Origin of the sequence: Kitasatospora sp. A2-31 (assembly GCF_022288725.1) — a bacterium.
Classification (GTDB): Bacteria; Actinomycetota; Actinomycetes; order Streptomycetales; family Streptomycetaceae; genus Kitasatospora.
On sequence record NZ_JAKNTA010000013.1, the window covers coordinates 89,636 to 110,699 of the forward strand.

Sequence of the window (21,064 nt, forward strand, 5' to 3'; positions counted from 1 at the left end):
GGCGGGCGTCAGGACGCGAGCTGCCGCTTGATGCGGGCGATCAGGTCGCCCGCGTCCACCGGTTTGGTGACGTAGTCGGAGGCACCGGAGGCCAGGCTCTTCTCGCGGTCGCCGACCATCGCCTTGGCGGTGACGGCGATGATCGGCAGGCCGGCGTGCTCGGGCATGGCGCGGATGGCGGCGGTGGCCGCGTAGCCGTCCATCTCGGGCATCATGACGTCCATCAGGATCACGTCGATCTCGCCGTGCGCCGCGAGGGCGTCGAGAGCGGCCCGGCCGTTCTCGGCCTGGAGCACCCGCACACCGTGGAGTTCGAGGATCCCGGTGAGCGCGTAGAGGTTGCGGTCGTCGTCGTCGACCACCAGCACGGTACGGCCCGCGAGTGCGTCGTCGGGGTCCTGGCCCGTGGCTGCCGGGGACCCTTCCGTGCGGACCAGCGGAAGCACGTCACCGGGCTGGTCCGCGCTCAGGTGCAGGGTGATCCGCTCGCGGAGCTCGTCGAGGCTGGAGATCAGCTCCAGGGGCTGACTGGCGGCGTACGCCTGCAGGGCGCTCTCCTGCTCGCTGCTCAGCCGGCGGTTGTTGTGGGCCAGGACCGGCACGCCGTGCAGCCCCGCGTCCCGGGCCATCTCGTCGAGGAAGCGCAGTGCGGCGCCGCCGGGCAGGTCGACTTCGAGGACGACGCCGTGGCAGGGCGTGCTGGCCAACGCCGCCGCGGCTTCCGAGGCGCCGATCGCGGTGATGATCTCCACCGTGGGCCGCGGGTCGCCGAGGCCCGCATGACCGGCCAGGTCACTGACGGCGCTCTCCGCGACCAGCGACAGCAGGCCGTGCGGCCGTTCCTCGATCACCAGCAGCCTCTTGGGCGGTGCCGGATCGGTGCCGGGCGTAGCGGTGGTGTGCGGGTCGAGCGCCTCCGTGCCGGCGGGCTCCTCGGACCCGCCGGGCTGCGGCAACGCGCGGCCGGCCTGGGCGCCCAGCTCGTCGAAGTCGGGCCGTGCGGCGGGCAGGTAGAGCGTGAACGTGCTGCCCTGGGCCGGGGTGCTCTCGGCGGTGATGATGCCGCCGAGCAGGAAGGCGATCTCGCGGCTGATCGACAGGCCCAGGCCCGTGCCGCCGTACTTGCGGCTGGTGGTGCCGTCGGCCTGCTGGAAGGCACCGAAGACGGTCTCCAGGTGCTGCGGAGCGATGCCGATCCCCGTGTCCACCACGCGGAAGGCGACCACGGGGCTTCCGCGGCGCGCCGCCTCGGGCGCCTGCGACTCCTCCACCAGTTCGATGCGCAGTTCGACGCTGCCCTTCTCGGTGAACTTGACGGCGTTGGAGAGCAGGTTGCGCAGCACCTGGCGCAGCCGGTAGTCGTCGGTGAGCAGTTCGGCCGGTACGGCGGGTTCGGTGTGGACGCTGAAGGACAGGCTCTTCTGGCTGGTCATCGGCCGGAAGGTGGCCTCGACGTAGTCCAGCAGCTTGCGCAGCGGGATGCGTTCGGGGTTGATGTCCATCTTGCCGGCCTCGACCTTGGACAGGTCGAGGATGTCGTTGATGAGCTGGAGGAGGTCGGAGCCGGCGGAGTGGATGATCCCGGCGTACTCGACCTGCTTGGCGGTGAGGTTGCGGGTGGGGTTCTGGGCGAGCAACTGGGCGAGGATGAGCAGGCTGTTGAGGGGGGTGCGCAGCTCATGGCTCATGTTGGCCAGGAACTCCGACTTGTACTTGGAGGCCAGGGAGAGCTGGTGGGCGCGGTCCTCCAGCTCCTGCCGGGCCTGTTCGATCTCCAGGTTCTTGGTCTCGATGTCACGGTTCTGCGCGGCCAGCAGCTCGGCCTTCTCCTCCAGCTCCGCGTTGGAGGACTGCAGTTCCTCCTGGCGGGCCTGCAGTTCCTCGGAGCGGGCCCGCAGTTCGGCGGTCAGGCGCTGGGACTCGCCGAGGAGTTCGTCGGTGCGGGCGTTGGCGACGATGGTGTTGACGTTGACGCCGATCGCCTCCCGCAGCTGCTCCAGGAAGTCACGGTGGACCTGGGTGAAGCGGTGCACGGTGGCGAGTTCGATGACGCCGAGGACCTGCTCCTCGGCCACGATCGGCAGCGCGACCAGGTGGACGGGCTCGGTGCGGCCGAGGCCGGAGGTGACCTTGATGTAGTCGGCCGGGAGCTGGTCGACGGCGATGGTGCGCTTGCTGCGGGCGGCCTGGCCGACCAGGGACTGGCCGAGCCTGAACCGGGTTCCGGCGCCCTCGTCCGGGTGGGCGTAGGAACCGATCAGGTTCAGGTAGGTCCCCTCGCCGGTCTCCTCGGCGAGGTAGAAGGCGCCGTACTGGGCGCCGACCAGGGGAGTCAGCTCGTCCATGATCAGCTCGGCGACGACCGCCAGGTCGCGCCGGCCCTGCATCAGGCCGGAGATGCGCGCGAGGTTGGACTTCAGCCAGTCCTGGTCCTCGTTGGCGCGCGTGGTCTCGCGCAGCGACTCGACCATGAAGTTGATGTTGTCCTTGAGGTCGGCGACCTCGCCGGAGGCGTCCACGGTGATCGATCGGGTCAGGTCCCCGGCCGCCACGGCGCTGGCGACCTCGGCGATCGCGCGAACCTGGCGGGTCAGGTTGCCGGCGAGCTCGTTGACGTTCTCGGTGAGCCGCTTCCAGGTGCCGGAGACGCCCTCGACCTCGGCCTGGCCGCCGAGGCGGCCCTCGCTGCCGACCTCGCGGGCCACTCGGGTGACCTCGGCGGCGAAGGAGGAGAGCTGGTCGACCATGGTGTTGATGGTCGTCTTGAGTTCGAGGATCTCGCCGCGAGCGTCGACGTCGATCTTGCGGGTCAGGTCGCCCTTGGCGACCGCGGTGGTGACCTGGGCGATGTTGCGCACCTGGCTGGTGAGGTTGTGCGCCATGAAGTTGACGTTGTCGGTGAGGTCCTTCCACGTCCCGGCGACGTTGGGAACGCGGGCCTGGCCGCCGAGAGTGCCCTCGGTGCCGACCTCCCTCGCCACGCGGGTCACTTCGTCGGCGAAGGCCGAGAGCGTGTCGACCATGGTGTTGATCACGCCGGCGAGGGCCGCGACCTCGCCCTTGGCCTCGACGTTGATCTTCTGCGACAGGTCGCCCTTCGCCACGGCCGTGGCGACCTGCGCGATGGAGCGGACCTGACCGGTGAGGTTGGAGGCCATCACGTTGACGTTGTCGGTCAGGTCCTTCCAGGTGCCGGAGACGCCCCGGACGGTGGCCTGGCCGCCGAGGTTGCCCTCGGTGCCGACCTCGCGTGCCACCCGCGTGACCTCGTCCGCGAACGCCCCGAGCTGGTCGACCATCGTGTTGATGGTCTCCTTCAGCTCCAGGATCTCCCCGCGCGCGTCGACCCGGATCTTCTGCGACAGGTCGCCCCGAGCGACCGCGGTCGTCACCTGCGCGATCGAGCGGACCTGTGCGGTCAGGTTGTCCGCCATGACGTTGACCGACTCGGTCAGGTCGCGCCAGGTGCCCGAGACATCGCGGACGTCGGCCTGACCGCCCAGCCGGCCCTCGGTGCCGACCTCGCGGGCGACGCGGGTCACCTCGCCGGCGAATGCACCGAGCTGGTCGACCATCGTGTTGATGGTGTCCTTGAGTTCCAGGATCTCGCCGCGCGCGTCGACGCGGATCTTCTGCGAGAGGTCGCCCTTCGCCACGGCGGTGGCCACCTGGGCGATCGAGCGGACCTGTGCCGTCAGGTTGCCGGCCATGAAGTTGACGGAGTCCGTCAGGTCCCGCCATGTCCCGGAGACGCCCTTGACGTCCGCCTGGCCACCGAGGATCCCCTCGGTGCCTACCTCGCGGGCGACCCGGGTGACCTCGTCGGCGAACGCCCCGAGTTGGTCGACCATCGTGTTGACGGTGTTCTTCAGCTCCAGGATCTCCCCGCGCGCGTCCACGGTGATCTTCTGCGACAGGTCGCCCCGGGCGACCGCCGTCGTCACCTGGGCGATGTTGCGGACCTGGTCGGTGAGGTTGCCGGCCATGAAGTTGACCGAGTCCGTCAGGTCGCGCCACGTCCCCGCGACACCGGGTACCTGCGCCTGGCCTCCCAACCGGCCCTCGCTGCCCACTTCGCGGGCGACCCGGGTGACCTCGTCGGCGAACGCCGAGAGCTGGTCGACCATCGTGTTGACGGTGTTCTTCAGCTCCAGGATCTCCCCGCGCGCAGCCACGTCGATCTTCTGCGAGAGGTCGCCCTTCGCCACGGCGGTGGCCACCTGGGCGATGTCGCGGACCTGGCTGGTCAGGTTGCCGGCCATCGCGTTGACCGAGTCCGTCAGGTCCTTCCAGGTACCCGACACGCCAGGCACCTCGGCCTGGCCGCCCAGCTGGCCCTCGGTGCCGACCTCGCGCGCCACCCGGGTGACTTCCGAGGTGAAGAGCGCGAGCTGGTCGACCATCCCGTTGAAGACGGTGGCGATCTCGCCCAGCAGCCCGTCGGCGTCCCCCGGCAACCGGGTGCCGAAGTCACCGTCGCGCACCGCCGTCAGACCCGCCAGGAGCTGGCGCAGCTCCGGCTCGCCCACCTGCGCCGGCGACGGGGCCCGTCGCTGCGGAACGGTCGTGGACTTCGTCGAACCAGCCATCGAACGCCTCCTCGGTAGAACGCCCGGCCCCCAGGCTGGTGCGCCGTAGCGGTGCGCCTGCACGCCCCCGGCGAATCCGCCCGGAAGTGAACGTACCGGCCAGGAGGCTATCCCAGCCCGCGTCCCGTATGCGAACCGCGCCCGTGATCGGCGGCGCGCGGTCAGGGGAAGGCCACGGGGGCGGTGCCACGCCGGCGGCGTGCGGCGACCCGGGGCGGCGGGGCGAAAGCCGGGGCGACTGGAGCGAGTCAACTACTCGCAGGAGGAGGGCCGTTGTCGCCCTCTGCCGCGGACCGGCGGAAGTCGACGCTCCTCGCAGGGCTTGAACGCGGCCGAGGTGGCGTAGGAGGTGCCGGCGCGGCGGTCCGCACCGGTCAGCGGGGAGCGTCGTCGCCGAAGGGGGCCGTGATGCCGCGCCGCCACAGGCGCCGGGTACGGGCCACGGTGCTTCCCGTGCAGAAGGCCAGATGGAGGGTCGAGGAGACGCGGTCCGCCAGTCGGCTGTGGCGCGCGCGCTCCAGTTGTGCCCCGACGGCCCCTGCGGCGCTGAGGATCCGTGGGCTGCCGTTGCGTGCCTTCTCGCGGGCGCGAGCACGGCCGGCCCGTACGGCACGTGCGGTCAGACCGGTGATGCTGTCGAGCGAGCTCATGGTGATTCCTTCCGGTTGACGGGGTGCGGCGCTGCGGGGCGCATCGAGACGATGCGCCCCGCAGCGGAATTGGCGGCTCAGGAGCGGGCGGACTACCAGCGGTACCAGCGGCCGCGGCTGCCGGAGGCACTGGTACCGCGGGCGACGAAGCCGAGAAGCCAGACGACGAGGACGGCGATGGCGACCCACCAGAGGATCTTGATGGCGAAGCCTGCCCCGAACAGGACGAGAGCCAGCAGGAGAACGAGAAGAAGGGGAACCATGGTGATTGACCTCCAGGTCGGGTGATGGCCTTCGGCTTCCCCGACCCCGCCCGGGTATTCCCGCGAGTTCGTGCGGCCGGGGCGACTTCGCTGCACCGGGGCAGTCCCGGCCGGCCGGAGACGGGCACCCGGCGGAATGCTGGTCGGTGGCCGTGCGGGCCCACCGGCGCGGGAGTTGGCGCTGCCGGCCGACGGGAGCCTGACCGGCCGGCAGCGCCGCGCATGCCCGTGTCCCGCCGGCCCCGCCACGATGACGGTATGACACCGACAGGAATGATCCGAGCGGGTCGGGGCAGGCGGCGTCCCGTCAGCTTCGACGAACCGGAGGTCGGCATGAGTGCCAGCGACAAGATCGAGAACATCGCGGAGAAGGCCAGGGGCGCGGTCAAGGAGGGTGTCGGAAAGGTGACCGGCAACGAGCGCGTGGAGGTCGAAGGCAAGGCCGACCAGGCGAAGGCGGACATCAAGCAGGCGGGCGAGAAGGTCAAGGACGCCTTCACGGACTGACCATTCGCGCCGGGGTGGTGGTGCCGCCGTACGCCGGCCTCACCACCGCCGTCACGCCGCCGCGCCCGGGGCCGCACGACACTTCGGCGCGGCGGCGTCCGGCACCCTGCGTCAGCGAGCAGTCGCCGTCCGCGCACCCCGGCTCACCAGGAACTCGTCGCGACCGACCCGACCGGCGGGGCGACGGTGAAGCAGATCGCGGCCCGCTGGGAATTCGCCAACCCCCGGCACGTTCGCGCTCCTGCGCCACGACGCCTACGGCGAGCCCCCCAGCCACACCCTGCGCAGCTGAGCACCCTGCCCGCCGCCGCAGGCCGGCCCGCCCACGACTGCGGGGCGGTTCTCCGCTGCGCCGCGGCCCGGCGACCCGCTTCGCGGCGCCGGCATCACGCCGGCTGCGGTGTGGGAAGCTGGAATCCCCCGGTCGTCGCGGGAAGGTCAGGGTTCCGGGTTGTGCGGGGAGGCTGATGTGGCGCGGGAGCGGATGGTGCTCGGGGACGTGCTGGCGGCGGCCGAGGCGGCGGCGCCGGTGGACTCCCTGGACGTGGTGGCGCGCGACCTGCGTGAGCGGTTCGACGCGCGGTACGTCTCCTTCCTGTTCCTCGACCTGATCGGCCAGAGCGTGGTGCGGGTGGCGGAGGCCGCCACCACCTTGCACGGGCGCGGCACCGAGCGGATCCAGCTCACCGGCAGTCTCTTCGAGCAGGTCCTGCGCACCCAGGGACTGGTCCGCGCCCAGGACGACGCCGTCGGGCACGGGCACCGGGTGATCGCCCCCGTCACCAACCGCGGCGACGCCATCGGCTTCCTGGAACTCTCGCTGCCCGAGTCCACCGACATCAGCGACGACACGCTGGAGCAGGTGGAGCAGGCCGCCCACGCCCTCGCCTGCATCGTGGTCACCGACCGCCGCTTCACCGACCTCTACCACGGGGCCCAGCGCACCGCCCCCGTCAGCCTGGCCGCCGAGATCCAGCGCCAGCTCCTCCCCACCGCGCCCTGCTGCGAAGCCGCGCAGTTCACCCTGGCCTGCGCCCTGGTGCCGGCTGAGAGCGTCGCCGGTGACACCTACGACTACGCGCTGGACCGCGAGACCCTGCACCTGTCCCTGACCGACGCGATGGGCCACGACCTCAACGCCGCGCTCATCGCCACCATCCTCGTCAACGCCTCCCGAGGCGCCCGCCGCGTCGCGACCTCCCTGGCCGAGCAGGCCGACCAGGCCCAGCACGCCCTCCTCGAACACAAACCCGGGGTGCTGGCCACCGGCCAGCTCCTGCGGATCGCCCTCGACGGAAGCGCAGCGCAGCTCGTCAACGCGGGCCACCCGCACCCGCTGAGACTGCGCAAGGGCACCGTCGAAGAAGTCCGCCTGCGCCCAGACCTGCCCTTCGGCATCGAGGCGCAAGGGCGGTACGGGGTGCAGGACATCGACCTGCGCCCCGGCGACCGGCTGCTGCTCTACACCGACGGGATGCAGGAACGCCGCGCGGAGTCCGTCGACCTGCCCGCCCTCCTGGCCGCCACCGCCGCCGAGCACCCGCGCGAGGTGGTGCGCGCCCTGGTCGCCGCCGTCACCGACGCCTGCGACGGCAAGCTCCAGGACGACGCCACCGTGATGTGCCTCGACTGGCACGGCCCCACCACCAAGGGACGCCACGCCCACGCCGGCGCCGACATCAAAGGCGGTCCGTGACCACCCCGACCTCCGCGCCTGTCACCGAGGCCCCAGGGCGCGACGGAACCCCCTCGCCGTGGTCGAGGACGCACACAGCGCCTCGGCCATGGCCCGGACGGACAGCGGCCCGCCTGCGCCGACCGGGGTTTCCAGGGCCTTGCAGGCGCACTCGCTCAGCGTGCTGCTCGGCAGATCGACGGTAGACCCACATCCCCGCCTTGACGGTCCGTCCTGCTCCTCCAGTGCACGGGTCGCTGAGTCAGGACTTGTGGTCGAAGACCGCCGTGACGGGCGCGTGGTCGCTCCAGCGTTCGGCGTGGGAAGCGGCTCGTTCGACGTAGGCCTCGATGGCCCTGTCCGCCAGACCACTCGTGCATACGATGAGGTCGATTCGCCAGCCGGAGTCGTTGTCGAAGGCGCGGCCGCGGTAGGACCACCAGGTGTAGGGGCCGGTGCGGTCGGGGTGGAGGGCGCGGACGACGTCGACGTAGCCGGCCTCGTCGTAGACGCGGGAGAGCCAGGCGCGCTCCTCGGGGAGGAAGCCGGCGGCCTTCTGGTTGGCCTTCCAGTTCTTGAGGTCCTCCGGGCGGTGGGCGATGTTCCAGTCGCCGCAGACGACGACCTCGCGGCCTTCGGCGGCGGCCCGGGTTCGGAGCCCGGTGAGGTGGACCAGGAACTCCGCCATGAAGCGTTCCTTCTCCTCCTGGCGTTCGGTGCCGACTTCGCCGGAAGGGAGATAGAGGCTGGCCACGGTGAGGCCCGGAAGGTCGATTTCCAGGTATCTGCCCGAATTGTCGAATTCCGTCGATCCGAAACCGACCGCGGTGCGCGACGGCTCCTGCCGGGACAGCACCGCGACGCCCGCCCGGCCCTTGGCGGCCGACGGGGCCCAGACCGTGTGCCAGCCCTCCAGGTCGCGCAGTTCCACCGGCAGCTGCTCGGGCTCGGAGCGGACCTCCTGCAGGCAGATGACGTCCGCCTCGGTGGCGGCCAGCCACTCGATGAAGCCCTTCTTGGCGGCCGCGCGGATCCCGTTCACGTTGACACTCGTCACCACAATCACCCGGGAAGCCTATCGGGGCCCACGGCCCCGGCCGGCGACGACGCGTCCGGTCGCCGGTCGCCGGTCGCCGGTCGCCGGTCGCCGGTCGCCGGGACGTCCGGGCGTCGGAATGTCGGTGTGACGTGAACGCGGCATGAATCCCGGTGGCAACCGCACCAACCGCCGTCATTGGTCTTGACCATCTCCGGACGCAGCCCCTAGGGTCGCTTACTGCAAAGACCTTTAATAAAGAAGGACGGATAAAGCCCGCTCTCCCACCTGCCGCAACAGCGGACAGCGGGCCGGCATCCGCCCTCCTTTCGGTAGGGCGGACAGAGGACGACACAGGTGGAGGCCACGGTGGGGACGACAGGGGAGCTCTCGACGGTTCCGGAACCGAAGTACTGGCACTTGCGCACGGTGCTGCTCCGCGCCATCGAGACGGAGTTCACCACCGGCCAGATCCTCCCGAACGAGCGCGAGCTCTCCGCCCGCTTCGGCGTGGCCCGGGCCACCCTCCGACAGGCGCTGGACCAGCTGGAGCTGGAAGGCCGGCTGGTCCGCCGCCGCGGCATCGGCACCCTGATCGCCGCCCCGCGCGTCGGCGTCCCGGTCAACCGGCACGAGGAGGGCTGGCCGGGCACCGCCCGAAGCCAGGCCTGGCGCATCGTCGACTGCACCACCGCCCCGGCAGCCCCCCAGCTCGCCAAGGCGCTGGGTGTCGCCGAGGGCGCCACCGTGCACACCGTGCGCCGGGTCCGCATGGTCCAGGGCCAGAACATGGCCACCGAGTCGCTGCACGTCCCCGCCGCCGTGCTGCCGCACCTGCCCGGCTTCCGGGCGGAGAGCGACCGGGCCCGCTCGGTGCTGCGCCAGCTGGAGCGCCTGGACGTCGACGGCGAGTCCCGCTCGGTCGAGCTGGGCGTCGCCGAGGCCGGGGAGGCCGCCCTGCTGGAGCGCCCGCCGGGCTCGCCGGTCCTGGTGATGACCACCCAGTACGCGGCGGCCGGCCGCCTGGTCGCCATCGCGGTCTCCACCTACCGCGCCGACACCTGCAAGCTCACCTTCGGTGAGACCGGTCTGGTCGAGGTCACCCCCGTCGCCGCCTCCTCCGAGGTCCGCAGCGCCTCCTGAGCCACCTCCCGACACCCTCGGGCCGCGGGCCCGGACGCACCCACAGGCGTCCGGGCCCGCGGCTGTCGGGGCGTTTGCCGGGTGAGGCGTAGAACGGCGCCGCACCGGGCCGGCGTACACCGCCCCGCCTCGGGTCGGGCCGCTCAGCTCCGGTGCGGGCCGCTCAGCTCCGGGCGCCGGTGCCCGTCGGGGGATCGACGGCGAACAGCTGCTCCTCGACCTGGTCCAGTGCCACCCGCAGGGCGCCCGTCGCGACCACCTCCGAGCCCAGCGCGGCCAGTGCCACCTCGGGTGCGCGCAGAGTGAGCTGGGCCAGGCGCTCGCGCAGTGGCTCCAGGACGCCGTCCAGGCCGGCCGCCCAGCCGCCGACCACCACCAGCTGCGGGTCGATCGCCAGCACCAGTGCCGCCACCCCCTGCACCAGCCGGGTCAGGAAGCGGTCCATCGCGACCTGCGCCACCTCGTCGCCCTCGCGGGCCAGCTTCAGCACCCTGGCGACGGCGGCCTCGTCCAGCGGGTTGAGCGGCTTGCCGGTGGTGGAGAGCAGCCGCTCGGGGGTGACCTCCTGGCCGAGCAGGTGCAGTGCGCCGATCTCGCCGGCCGCACCGCCGAATCCGCGGTGCAGCCGGCCGTTGATCAGCGAGCCGGCGCCGGGGCTGAGGCCGGCCATCACGAACACCACGTCGTCGGCGCCGATCGCCGCGCCCTGCCAGTGCTCGGCGATGGCGGCGAGGTTGGCGTCGTTCTCGATCATGACCGGGCAGCGGAACGAGCGGCGCAGCCGAGCGCCGAGGTCGAGGCCGGTCCAGCCGGGCATCGCGGTGCCGAGCTGCACCGTGCCGTCCCGGTCGACGATGCCGGGGGTGCCGACGCCGACCGCCCAGAGGTTGTCGCGGGAGACGCCGGCCTTGCGCAGCGCGTCGGTGACCACCGCGCGGACGGCGGCCAGCCGTTCCTCCGCGTCCAGGGCCTCCTCGACGGGGCGGTAGTGACGGCCCACCACCTCGCCGGTGAGGTCGGCGAGGACCACCCGGACGTCGTGGACTCCGATCTCGATGCCGAGGATGTGCCCGGCCTCGGCGCGGAACCGGAACCAGCGGGCCGGCCGGCCGCGCCGCCCGCCGCCGGGCTGGCCGCCGTTCTGCGGCTGCTCGACCTCGGCGACCAGGCCGGTCTCGACCAGGCCCTCGATCACGCCCTCCACCGTCGGCCGGGACAGCCCGGTGTCCCCGACCAGCTGAGTGAGGGTCACCGCATGGCCTGCCCGCAGCGCCCGCAGCGTCACCGCCGCATTGATCCGCCGCAGGAGAGAGGAGTCCCCACCGGTGAGTCGATCCGCCAAGACGCTGCCCTTCGCCGTTCGCGCGACTGCCCTGGCGCGCGTGCCGAGTGCGCGGTGACCGCCGGATGCCGACCACCGAGGGTCGACGCCGAGTGTCCCGCGAGAGTCCGCCGCCCGGCGCGCCGGCGCGGCAGCATCGGGGCCGCCTGCGCCAGGCCGGAGGGCATGTGCCGGATGCTACCCGGGCGCCACCGGGACGGGCGAGCATCCTCGCAGCTCACCCAGGCTTCGGTATCGAAATGGTACGCACCGGGTGGCGGTGGGTGATCCGGCCCGCCGCCGCCCCGGCACGGTCCTGGGATCGAGCCGCACCGAGCCGCACCGAGGCGGGCCCGGGCGGACGGGGCGCGGCGGTACGGGGAGGAGACGGGACCCCGGGGCGGTCCGCGCGAGCGCCGCAGAGCCTCTATGCTGCGGGCATGCCGAACGAGACGCACACGGTCCATCCGGGAGCAACTGCGGTGTCGGATCGAAGCTTTGTGCGGAGAGAGACCCGGCCCACGCCCGTCCCCTTCGTGCCCGAGGTGACGCTGCACATGGCGGAGGACGCCATCGCGCTCTGGGAGACCACCGAGGAGGCGCGCGGCGGGATCGGCATGCCGCCGCCGTTCTGGGCGTTCGCCTGGGCCGGCGGGGTCGGGGTCGCACGGTACGTGCTCGACCACCCGGAACTGGTGGCCGGGCGGAGGGTGCTGGACCTCGCGGCCGGCTCGGGACTGGTGGGGATCGCGTCCGCGCTGCGCGGTGCCCGCTCGGTGCGGGCCGCCGAGATCGACGCCTACGCGGTGGCGGCGATCGAGATCAACGCGGAGGCCAACGGCGTCCGCGTCGACGCCGCGGTGGCGGATCTGCTGGACGGGGACGGCGCGCCGGCCGAGGTGGTGCTGGCCGGGGACGTCTTCTACGAGCGGGCGATGGCCGCCCGGTTCCTCCCGTTCCTGGAGCGGGCGCGGGCCCGCGGCGCCGAGGTCATCGTCGGCGACCCCGGACGGGCCTACCTGCCGCGCGGGCGGTTCACCTCCCTGGCGGCATACGAGGTGCCGGTGGTGGCCGATCTTGAGGACGCGGCGCTCAAGACCACCACGGTCTGGCGCCTCGACCCGCCGCGCGGCTGACTCCCCGCAGGGCGGTGCGGCGGACGGGCGGTCCGCACACCGGAATTCCCGGCAGGACGGTCTGACGCCCTGGTAGACACGCCTGCATGACCGATCACCTGAGCGGGCACCCGAGGACGGGCCCGAGCGCCGACCTGCCCGGCGACGCAGCCGGAGAGGTGGCCCTGCGCGCCGCCACGCCCGAGGACATCCCCGCCGTGCTCGACCTCTGGGGGCGCGCGGCCAAGGGGACCAGCATCACGGACGACGCGGACGGCGTCGCGGGTCTGCTCGCCCGGGATCCGGAGTGTCTGCTCCTCGCGACCGGCGCCGACGGCGCCGTGGTCGGCACCGTGATCGCCGGCTGGGACGGCTGGCGTTGCCACCTCTACCGCCTCGCCGTCGACCCCCACCACCGCCGCCGGGGCATCGGTGCGGCCCTCCTGGCCGCCGCCGAGTCCCGGTTCGCCGCGCTTGGCGGGCGCCGTGCCGACGCGATGGTGCTGGACGACAACGCCCTCGGCCACCGCACCTGGCAGGCGGCCGGCTACGGGCCCCAGCCGGAGTGGACCCGCTGGGTGAAGCCGCTGGAGGGCCGGGTGTAGCCGCCGGCCCGGCACCGGTCGGTGCCGGGCCGGCGGTCGGCGCGCGCGGACGGGCGCGGGGAAGCGGGCGCGGCGAACGGGTGGGCGCGCCGACCGGTGCCGGCGTGGCGAAGGCGGCTCTCAAGCCTCCGACGGGCTCGGCGCGTACCGGTTGGCCGGCCGGGCGAGCCCGAGGTGGCCCCGGAGGGTCTGCCCCGTGTACGCCGTCCGGAAGGCACCCCGCTGCTGGAGCTCGGGGACCAGCCCGCGGGTGATCGCGGCGAGGTCGTGCGGCAGGCGGCCCGGGCGCAGGCGAAATCCGTCGAGTCCGGCCGTCCGCCGGTCGAGCAGCAGGTCGGCCAGCTCGGACGGCGTGCCGGTGAAGATCTCCGCGTCGGAACGGAGCGGTGCGCCGTCCAGCTCGTCCAGCCGCTCCTTCTGGCGGGCGGCCTCGCCGGGGCGGTCGTCCAGGAAGACCAGCAGGTCGGCGAAGACCTTGAGCGGCAGGTCGGCGGGCCGGCCGACGACCGCCTTGGCGGTTTCCAGCTCGGCCAGGATGGCCGCCGCGCCGGCGTCGGAGTGGGGTGTGACGAAGACCAGGTCGGCCCCCCGGGCGGCCAGCTCGTACGGGATGCTGGCGTGGGCGACGACGGCGACCGGCGGCTGTCCCTGGGGCGGGCGCGGGGTGATGGACGGGCCGCGGACGGAGAAGTGCTCGCCGGTGAAGTCGATCGGGTGGAGCCGGTTCCGGTCGAGGAAGCGGCCGGTCGCGGCGTCGCGGACCACCGCGTCGTCCTCCCAGCTGTCCCAGAGCCGCCGGACCACCTCCACCACGTCGGTGGCCTCCGCGAAGAGCGGGGCCAGCCGCTTGGCGATCAGCTCGGAGTCGCGGGCGTCGTCGGCGGTGAGCGCCGGCGTGGTGCGGCGTCCGAAGTGGGCGGCGTCGTCGGCGCGGAAGGACAGCTGGGGCCGCCATCCGGCCCGGCCGAGGCTGGTGAAGTCGAGGGTGGCGAGGGCCGTGGAGAGGTGGAACGGCTCGGTGTGGGTGACGTTGGTGGTCGGTATCAGGCCGATCCGCGAGGTCAGGGGGGCGACCCGACTGGCGATCAGGACGGCGTCGAGGCGGCCGCGGACCTGGTCGGTCCGCTCGTCCGGACCGGTGATGGCCGCGCCCTGCAGGGCCAGGGTGTCCTCGATGGTGACCAGGTCGAGCAGCCCGTGCTCGGCCTCGGTGACCAGGTCGGCCCAGTAGCCGGCGGTGAAGAGCTCGCCGGGACGGGCGTCCGGGGCGCGCCAGGCGGCCGGGTGCCAGCCGGCGCCGTCCAGGGCGACGGCGAGATGCAGTTGCGGCGACGGCGCCTGCGACGGCTGCGACTGGGGCCGGCTCATGCGGTGGCCTCCTGGATCGGTCGGCGGGTTTCGGGCAGCTCCGGGCGGGCCTGCGGCTGGGCGGGCCGGGCCGCCGTCAGGCCGAGGTGGTCGCGGAGCGTGCTGCCGGTGTACTCGGTGCGGTGCACGCCCTTCTCCTGGAGCAGCGGCACCACCCTGTCGACGAAGTCGTCCAGCCCGCCGGGGACGACGTGCGGGGCGAGGATGAAGCCGTCGGCGCCGTCGTTCTGCACGAACGCGTCCATGGCGTCGGCCACTTCGCGCGGCGTGCCGACGAAGTTCTGCTTCCCGGTGACCTCGGTGACCAACTCGCGGATGCTCAGCCCGCGTTCGCTCGCCAACGTGCGCCACTTCCGTACCGTCCCGGCCCGGTCGACGCGGAAGATCGAGTGCCCCTGGAGCAGCAGGCTGTCCGGGTCCGGGTCGATCTCGGGCAGCGGGCCGTCCGGGTCGTAGCCGGAGAGGTCGCGGCCCCAGAACGCCTCCAGGTAGGAGATGGCCTTCTGCGGGCTGATCCGCTTCCGGCGGAACTCGGCGGCCTGCTCGTGCGCTTCCTCGGTGGTGTCACCGAGCACGAAGGTGACGTAGGGCAGGATCTTCAGCTGCTCGGGGGAGCGGCCGTACGCGGCGAGCCGGCCCTTGACGTCGCGGTAGAACTGCTGGGCCTCGGCGAGTTCGCTGTACTTGCTGAAGATCACGTCGGCGTCGGCGGCGGCGAACTCCCGCCCCTGGGCGGACTCGCCAGCCTGGATGATCACCGGCTGACCCTGCGGGGACCGCGGCGTGTTGAACCGGCCGGTGATGTCGAAGTGGCGGCCGCTGTGGGCGAAGCGCCCCGCGCCGGGCCGGAGGAAGTGGCCGGCCGCCGGGTCGGCGAGCACGTCGCCGTCGGCCCAGCTGTCCCACAACTCGCGCGCGGTCTGCAGGAATTCGGCGGCGCGGGTGTACCGGTCCGCCTCGGCCAGGAAGCCGCCGCGGCGGAAGTTCTCCCCGGTGAACTCGTCCCAGCTGGTCACCACGTTCCAGGCGGCCCGGCCCTCGCTCAGGTGGTCCAGCGACGCCAACCGCCTTGCCACCTCGTAGGGTTCGTTGAAGGTCGAGTTGACGGTGGCGGCGAGCCCGATCCTGGACGTGACGGCCGCCAGGGCGCTCAGGACGGTGAGCGCCTCCGGCCGACCGGCGACCTCCAGCTCGTACAGCTCGCCCTTGTGCTCGCGCAGCCGCAGGCCCTCGGCCAGGAAGAAGAAGTCGAACCTGCCCCGCTCGGCGGTGCGTGCCAGATGGGTGAACGACGCGAAGTCGATCTGGCTGCCGGCCCGCGGGTCGGACCAGACGACCGGGTCCCCGATGCCGGGAAGAATCGTGGCGAGGTGGATCTGCTTGGCGGGCACGACGAACGATCGCCTCCTGTCAGCCCCTCGGCCGGGCCCGGTGGCCCGGCCCTCGGCGAGGACACGCCCATCCTGCGCAGGCCCCACGGAGCGGGGCAACCGTTGCAACCAACTGTTCACGGAGCGAAACACGGTGCCGCGCACCGGCGTTGGCCGAAATCCGCCGGCCCGGGGGACGCTGTCGGCGGGCCGACCGCAGCACCGCGCCGGGTCGCCGGGGGGGGCTAGGAGCCGGTCACGGGTGGCTGAGCGCGTAGGTGCGGAAGGTCGCCAGCAGCGGCAGCACGTCCGTCTTGCTCGGTTCCTCCGTCACCGCCCGCATGGCGTCGATGACCGTGCGGGCGATCACCTTGGTGACCGCCAGGTCGTCGGCCGCGGCCGCCTCCCCCCAGGCGCACAGGGTCTGGGCCAGCAGGGCGCTCATCCGGGCGCCGATGTTGGAGCTCACCGCGTCGGTGAGCTCCTCCAGTTCCTCGTCGGTCATGCTGGAGCGCAGCCCGAAGGCGAGTGCCATCAGGGTGTCGATGGCGTGCTCGCCGTAGGCCGCGACCAGGGCCGGAAGCGCCCGTTCGCCCGGGCCGCCGGCGGCCAGCGCGGTCAGTGCCTCGTCGTCGTCCTTCCACGCCGCTTCCAGCGCGGCGAGGGCCCGGAGGGCCTCGTCTACCGTCAGGCCGTCTGTCATGCCGAGAACGGTATTGAGCCCGGCCGGGCCGGCGACGCGCCGGGCGTGGATTCTCACTCCTTCGAGCGACACCGGCCCGGATTCCGCCGCCGCGCTGCCGCCGTGCTCCTCTCCGGAGCCCGGGCCGCGTGGTCCCCCGCTACCCGGGAGCGTTCGCGGCGGCGAACTCCGCCGCGTCCCAGCCGCCGTGCAGCTCCGGGGCCAGCGCGGCGTACGCCAGCGCCGCGAAGTCCCCGGCGCCGGCCGCCCGTTCGGGCAGGGCGCCGAGCAGCGCGGCGCCGGCCGCCTTCGGCAGGTCGGCCAGGTTGCAGCGGTCGGCGAGGCCGGGGGAGCCGGGCCAGGCGCCGATGACCACACCGAAGAGCGGCAGACCGCGAGCGGCGAGCGCCTCCGCGGTGAGCGCCGTGATGTTGAGGGTGCCGAGACCGGCCGTCGCCACCAGCAGGACCTCCGCCGGGAGGCCGAGCGCCCGGACGGCTGCCGCCTGGTCGGCGAGGGTGCGGCCCTCCTCGTCGTAGCGGACCAGCAGGCCGCCGGCGCCCTCGACCAGCACCAGGTCGTGCCCGTCGGCGAGTTCGGCGACCGCCGCCGCGGCCCGGTCCGGCGACAGGTACGGCCGGCCCGATCGTCGCGCGGCCGTGTCCGGGGCCAACGGCTCGGGGTAGCGCACGAGTTCGCGCGTCGTCAGCGGGGCACCGACCAGCCGGGTCACCTCGTGGACGTCTCCCGGCTCGTCCGGGCCGACGCCGGTCTGCCCGGGCTTGAGCACTGCGACCCGCCGGCCCGCGCGGACTGCCGCGGCGGCCACGGCCGCGGTCGTCACCGTCTTGCCGACCTCGGTACCGGTGCCGGTCACGAAGAGGATCCGGGCGCTCATCCGGCCACCGCCGCCGCCGTCACCGCGGCCGCGATCCGCGCCACGTCCTCGTCCTCCGTCACGTACGGGGGCATGGTGTAGATCAGGTCCCGGAACGGGCGCAGCCAGACACCCTCCCGAGCCGCCGCCTCGGTGGCCGCCACCATGTCCACCGGATGGTCCAACTGCACCACCCCGAGGGCGCCCAGGACGCGCACGTCCCGTACGCCCGGCAGCTCCGCCGCGCCGGCCAGGCCGGTCCGCAGGCCGGTCTCGACCCGCTTCACCTCGACCTGCCAGTCCTGTCCGAGCAGCAGGTCGATCGAGGCGTTGGCGACGGCCGCGGCCAGGGGGTTGCCCATGAACGTCGGCCCGTGCGCCAGCACCGGCATCTCACCGCGGCTGATCCCGTCCGCGACCGCGCTCGTGCAGAGCGCCGCCGCCATGGTCAGGTAGCCGCCCGTCAGCGCCTTGCCCAGGCACATCACGTCCGGCGAGACGCCCGCGTGGTCGGCCGCGAACAGCGCGCCGCTGCGGCCGAACCCGGTGGCGATCTCGTCGAACACCAGCAGCACGCCGTGCCGGTCGCACAGGTCGCGCAGCATCCGCAGGTAGGCCGGCGAGTGGAAGCGCATCCCGCCCGCGCCCTGGACCACCGGTTCGACGATCACGGCCGCCAGTTCGTCGGCGTGACGCGCCATCAGCGCGTCGAACCGCGCCGCGTAGTCCTCGTCCAGCGGCGCGTCGAAGCCGGCCGGCGGCTCCGGCGCGAAGAGCTGGCCGGGCAGCACCCCGCCCCAGAGGTGGTGCATGCCGCCCTCGGGGTCGCAGACCGACATCGGGTGGAAGGTGTCCCCGTGGTAGCCGCCGCGCCAGGTCAGCAGCCGGCGCTTGGCCGGGCGGCCGACGGACTGCCAGTACTGCAGGCACATCTTCATCGCCACCTCGACCGCCACCGAGCCGGAGTCGGCCAGGAAGACGTGCTGCAGCGGCTCCGGGGTGATCTCCACCAGACGGGCGGCCAGCCGGACGGCGGGCTCATGGGTGAGCCCGCCGAACATCACGTGGCTCATCCGGCCGAGCTGGTCGCGCACGGCCGCGTCCAGCACGGGGTGCCCGTAGCCGTGCACCGCCGCCCACCAGGACGACATGCCGTCGATCAACTCCGTTCTGCCCGCGACCGGTCGGGCGAGCCGCAGTCGCACCCCGGACGCGGACTCGACCACGTACGGGGTGACGGTGCCGGGCATCGGACCGTACGGGTGCCAGACGTGCGCCCGGTCGAGGGCGAGCAGGTCATCGGTGGGCAGGTGGGCCATGGCGGTGGAGCTCCTCGGGTTCCCGTGCGGTTGCGGTTCCGGTTGCGGTACGGCGATCAGGCGTTCGGCGCCAGCTCGGTGCCGGCGCCGCGGCGGCGGACCCGGACCAGGTCGCTGCGCAGCTCGCCGTTCGGGTTCCCGTCCGCCGCCCCGCCGTCCGCCGCCCCGCCGTCCGCCGCCCCGCCGTCCGACGCCCCGCCGTCCGCCGCCCCGCCGTCCGACGCGCCCGCGGCCGGCGCCTCGTCGCGCGCCGGTTCCGCACGGTGGCCGCCGCAGGGACCGCAGCCGTGCCCGCCCTGGGCGTCGCCCGGAGCCTCGGCCGGGCCGCCGGCCGGCTCCTCGCCGTGCCCGCCGCACGGGCCGCAGCCGCCGCCGGCCGTCCCGCACGCGCCACCGGCTGCGGCGGCGGCCGCGACGTCGGCGCGGTGGCGCGGCAGGGTGGCCTCGCCGGCGCCCTCGACCTCGAAGCCCGCGTCCTTGATCATGTCGAGGTCGGCCTGCCCGGCCTGGCCCTCGCTGGTCAGGTAGTCGCCCAGGAAGATCGAGTTGGCGAGGTGCAGCCCCAGCGGCTGCATGGTGCGCAGGTGGACCTCACGGCCACCGGCGATGCGCACCTCGGTGTCCGGGTTGACGAAGCGGACCATCGCCAGGATGCGCAGGCAGCGCTGCGGGGTGAGGTTCCACTCCTTGGCCAGCGGCGTGCCCTCGAACGGGATGAGGAAGTTGACCGGCACCGAGTCCGAGCCCAGCTCGCGCAGCGCGAAGACCACGTCGACCAGGTCCTCGTCGCTCTCGCCCATGCCCGCGATCAGGCCGGAGCAGGCCGACAGGCCGGCGCCGTGCGCCTTCTGCACGGTGTCCACCCGGTCCGCGTAGGTGTGGGTGGTGGCGATGTCGCCGTAGGTGCCCTCGGAGGTGTTCAGGTTGTGGTTGTACGCGTCGGCGCCGGCAGCCTTCAGCCGCTCCGCCTGGTTGTCGGAGAGCAGGCCCAGGCAGGCGCAGATCTCGACGGCGGGGTCGGCCTCCTTGATCGCCGAGATGGTGTCGGCCACCCGGTCGATGTCACGGTCGGTCGGCCCGCGGCCGCTGGCCACCAGGCAGACCCGCTTGGCGCCGCCCGCGACGCCCGCCTTCGCCGCCTCGGCGGCCTGGTCCGGCTTGAGCCAGGTGTACTTGAGGATCTCGGCCTTCGAGCCCAGCCGCTGCGAACAGTAGGAGCAGTCCTCCGGGCAGAGGCCGCTCTTCAGGTTCACCAGGTAGTTGAGCTTCACCCGGCGGCCGAACCACCGCCGGCGCACCCGACCGGCGGCCGCGACCACGTCCAGCAGCTCGTCGTCGGTGGTGGCGAGAACGGCGAGCGCCTCCTCGCGGGTGGGGGCTTCCCCGCGCAGGCCCTTGGCGGTGAGGGTATCGAGCAGATCCATGGGCCTGATCCTGCCTGGTGGCCGACGGCGGACGCCAGAGGAAACCCGCCAGAAGATCCCCGGGAGGATGTGCGAGTTGTCACAGTGTCGCCGCTCACGGTAGTGGCGCACGTCACTCCGGGGTCCGCTGCGGTTACCGATCGGTAGTCAGATGTGGCCGCAGACCGCCCACCCCGTGATCTGCGACACCTGTGACCTGCTTAGAATCTCCGCCATGACCACGCAGGGGGAGCGCACCCCGTCCTCGGGAGACCTGTCCTCGGAAGACCCGTCATCGGGAGACCACGGAATCGACCACCTGCCGTCCGGGACGTACCGGCGGCCCAGGAGGAGCATCGCGCGCCGCGCGGTGGGGTGGGTCGTGGTGGTGGGGGTGGTGGCGGCCGGCGGCTGGATCATCACCCGCCCGACGCCCGGCGACTACATACCCGGGCTCGGCCCCTCCAGGAAGGACGCCAGCAAGACCCCGCCGGTCGTCGGTACGCCGGCACGGCGCACCGTCGCCGACCCCGAGGGCCTCGACGTCGACACCCTCTTCCCCGCCCAGCGGCTGGTGGAGGCCGGTGGCTACAAGGGCAAGCGCTCCGGCGTCCGCCAGGGCGAGAACTGCACCGAGGCACTCCAGGACCGCACCCAGGACGTGTTGCGCGAGACCGGCTGCCAGGGCTACCTGACCGTCAGCTTCGCGGGGCAGGAGAAGCCGGTGCTCAGCAGTGTCACCGTGCTGCGCTTCGCCGACCAGGCCGGCGCCGCCAAGGCCGCCGACGCGCTGCGGGCCAAGCCCGGCGCCCTGGCCTTCATCCTCCCCGACGCCACCACGGCCCGCCCGCCGGCCGCCGGGGCCGCCCAGCGCGGTACGGAGGGGCGTGTCGAGGCCGTCGGCCGGCACGTGACCGTCACCAGCTCCCGGCTGCCCGAGGCTCACACCCCCGCGGCGTCGGCCCCCGGTACCGGTACGGGCTCCGCCACGCCGCTCACCGTCCCGTCCGCCCCGGCGGCGAGCCCGGAGCAGATCCTCGACGAGGCCACCAGGGCGGTCTCCTACGCGGCCGGCTCGCCGTTCGCCTGGATGTAGCCGCCCGGGCGGTGCCGAAGCGCCGCCCGCGCCGCCGGCCAGGAC

At 73.3% G+C, this 21,064-nt stretch carries 17 protein-coding genes; 6 read left to right on the forward strand and 11 right to left on the reverse strand.

All coding sequences use genetic code 11. The features are described from left to right. Window positions 1–8: 8 nt before the first annotated feature. From MCM47_RS30075 to MCM47_RS30085, 3 genes are all read right to left on the reverse strand, one after another. Window positions 9–4,589 carry a HAMP domain-containing protein gene (locus MCM47_RS30075; protein ID WP_238864857.1) on the reverse strand — a complete coding sequence of 1,527 codons (4,581 nt, stop codon included), beginning with the start codon at window positions 4,587–4,589 and terminating at the stop codon, window positions 9–11. Window positions 4,590–4,963: 374 nt separating this feature from the next. Further along, complete coding sequence (locus MCM47_RS30080; protein WP_238864859.1) at window positions 4,964–5,239, reverse strand: hypothetical protein; 276 nt, start codon at window positions 5,237–5,239, stop codon at window positions 4,964–4,966. A gap of 92 nt (window positions 5,240–5,331) precedes the next feature. After that, complete coding sequence (locus tag MCM47_RS30085; RefSeq protein ID WP_238864861.1) at window positions 5,332–5,502, reverse strand: hydrophobic protein; 171 nt, start codon at window positions 5,500–5,502, stop codon at window positions 5,332–5,334. Window positions 5,503–5,835: 333 nt separating this feature from the next. On the opposite strand from MCM47_RS30085, the gene MCM47_RS30090 reads away from it, so the two are divergent. Both MCM47_RS30090 and MCM47_RS30095 read left to right on the forward strand, forming a co-directional pair. Next, entirely contained in the window at window positions 5,836–6,009 is a 174-nt protein-coding gene (locus tag MCM47_RS30090; RefSeq protein ID WP_238864863.1) for a CsbD family protein, read from the forward strand. A gap of 469 nt (window positions 6,010–6,478) precedes the next feature. Continuing rightward, window positions 6,479–7,705, forward strand: a complete 1,227-nt coding sequence (locus MCM47_RS30095) for a PP2C family protein-serine/threonine phosphatase (RefSeq protein WP_238864865.1) — start codon at window positions 6,479–6,481, stop codon at window positions 7,703–7,705. 241 nt (window positions 7,706–7,946) lie between these two features. Here the strand turns inward: MCM47_RS30095 and MCM47_RS30100 are convergent, their stop codons facing one another. Continuing rightward, window positions 7,947–8,741 carry an exodeoxyribonuclease III gene (locus MCM47_RS30100; RefSeq protein ID WP_238864866.1) on the reverse strand — a complete coding sequence of 265 codons (795 nt, stop codon included), beginning with the start codon at window positions 8,739–8,741 and terminating at the stop codon, window positions 7,947–7,949. A 348-nt stretch (window positions 8,742–9,089) separates the two neighbouring features. On the opposite strand from MCM47_RS30100, the gene MCM47_RS30105 reads away from it, so the two are divergent. Next, the gene (locus MCM47_RS30105; protein ID WP_238865083.1) at window positions 9,090–9,863 is read left to right on the forward strand and encodes a GntR family transcriptional regulator; all 774 of its coding nucleotides are present in this window, start codon (window positions 9,090–9,092) and stop codon (window positions 9,861–9,863) included. A gap of 163 nt (window positions 9,864–10,026) precedes the next feature. On the opposite strand, the gene MCM47_RS30110 is transcribed toward MCM47_RS30105, so the two are convergent. Beyond that, window positions 10,027–11,205 carry an ROK family protein gene (locus tag MCM47_RS30110; protein ID WP_238864868.1) on the reverse strand — a complete coding sequence of 393 codons (1,179 nt, stop codon included), beginning with the start codon at window positions 11,203–11,205 and terminating at the stop codon, window positions 10,027–10,029. A gap of 515 nt (window positions 11,206–11,720) precedes the next feature. On the opposite strand from MCM47_RS30110, the gene MCM47_RS30115 reads away from it, so the two are divergent. Together MCM47_RS30115 and MCM47_RS30120 are read left to right on the forward strand one after the other, a co-directional pair. After that, entirely contained in the window at window positions 11,721–12,320 is a 600-nt protein-coding gene (locus tag MCM47_RS30115; RefSeq protein ID WP_238864870.1) for a methyltransferase, read from the forward strand. A gap of 86 nt (window positions 12,321–12,406) precedes the next feature. Continuing rightward, on the forward strand, window positions 12,407–12,904 hold the full coding sequence (locus tag MCM47_RS30120) for a GNAT family N-acetyltransferase (RefSeq protein WP_238864872.1): 498 nt from the start codon (window positions 12,407–12,409) through the stop codon (window positions 12,902–12,904). Window positions 12,905–13,024: 120 nt separating this feature from the next. Here the strand turns inward: MCM47_RS30120 and MCM47_RS30125 are convergent, their stop codons facing one another. From MCM47_RS30125 to bioB, 6 genes are all read right to left on the reverse strand, one after another. After that, complete coding sequence (locus MCM47_RS30125) at window positions 13,025–14,272, reverse strand: LLM class flavin-dependent oxidoreductase (protein ID WP_238864874.1); 1,248 nt, start codon at window positions 14,270–14,272, stop codon at window positions 13,025–13,027. Beyond that, complete coding sequence (locus tag MCM47_RS30130; protein WP_238864876.1) at window positions 14,269–15,663, reverse strand: NtaA/DmoA family FMN-dependent monooxygenase; 1,395 nt, start codon at window positions 15,661–15,663, stop codon at window positions 14,269–14,271. The genes MCM47_RS30125 and MCM47_RS30130 overlap by 4 nt, the downstream gene beginning before the upstream one ends. A 235-nt stretch (window positions 15,664–15,898) precedes the next feature. Continuing rightward, on the reverse strand, window positions 15,899–16,345 hold the full coding sequence (locus MCM47_RS30135) for a hypothetical protein (protein ID WP_238864878.1): 447 nt from the start codon (window positions 16,343–16,345) through the stop codon (window positions 15,899–15,901). 139 nt (window positions 16,346–16,484) lie between these two features. Then, entirely contained in the window at window positions 16,485–17,222 is a 738-nt protein-coding gene (bioD, locus tag MCM47_RS30140) for a dethiobiotin synthase (protein ID WP_238864880.1), read from the reverse strand. Continuing rightward, on the reverse strand, window positions 17,219–18,520 hold the full coding sequence (locus MCM47_RS30145) for an adenosylmethionine--8-amino-7-oxononanoate transaminase (protein WP_238864882.1): 1,302 nt from the start codon (window positions 18,518–18,520) through the stop codon (window positions 17,219–17,221). Before MCM47_RS30145 ends, bioD begins: the two co-directional genes overlap by 4 nt. Before the next feature lie 56 nt (window positions 18,521–18,576). Next, on the reverse strand, window positions 18,577–19,944 hold the full coding sequence (gene bioB, locus MCM47_RS30150) for a biotin synthase BioB (protein WP_238864884.1): 1,368 nt from the start codon (window positions 19,942–19,944) through the stop codon (window positions 18,577–18,579). Between the two features lie 214 nt (window positions 19,945–20,158). On the opposite strand from bioB, the gene MCM47_RS30155 reads away from it, so the two are divergent. After that, window positions 20,159–21,019 carry a hypothetical protein gene (locus MCM47_RS30155; RefSeq protein WP_238864886.1) on the forward strand — a complete coding sequence of 287 codons (861 nt, stop codon included), beginning with the start codon at window positions 20,159–20,161 and terminating at the stop codon, window positions 21,017–21,019. The last annotated feature ends 45 nt before the right edge of the window (window positions 21,020–21,064 follow it).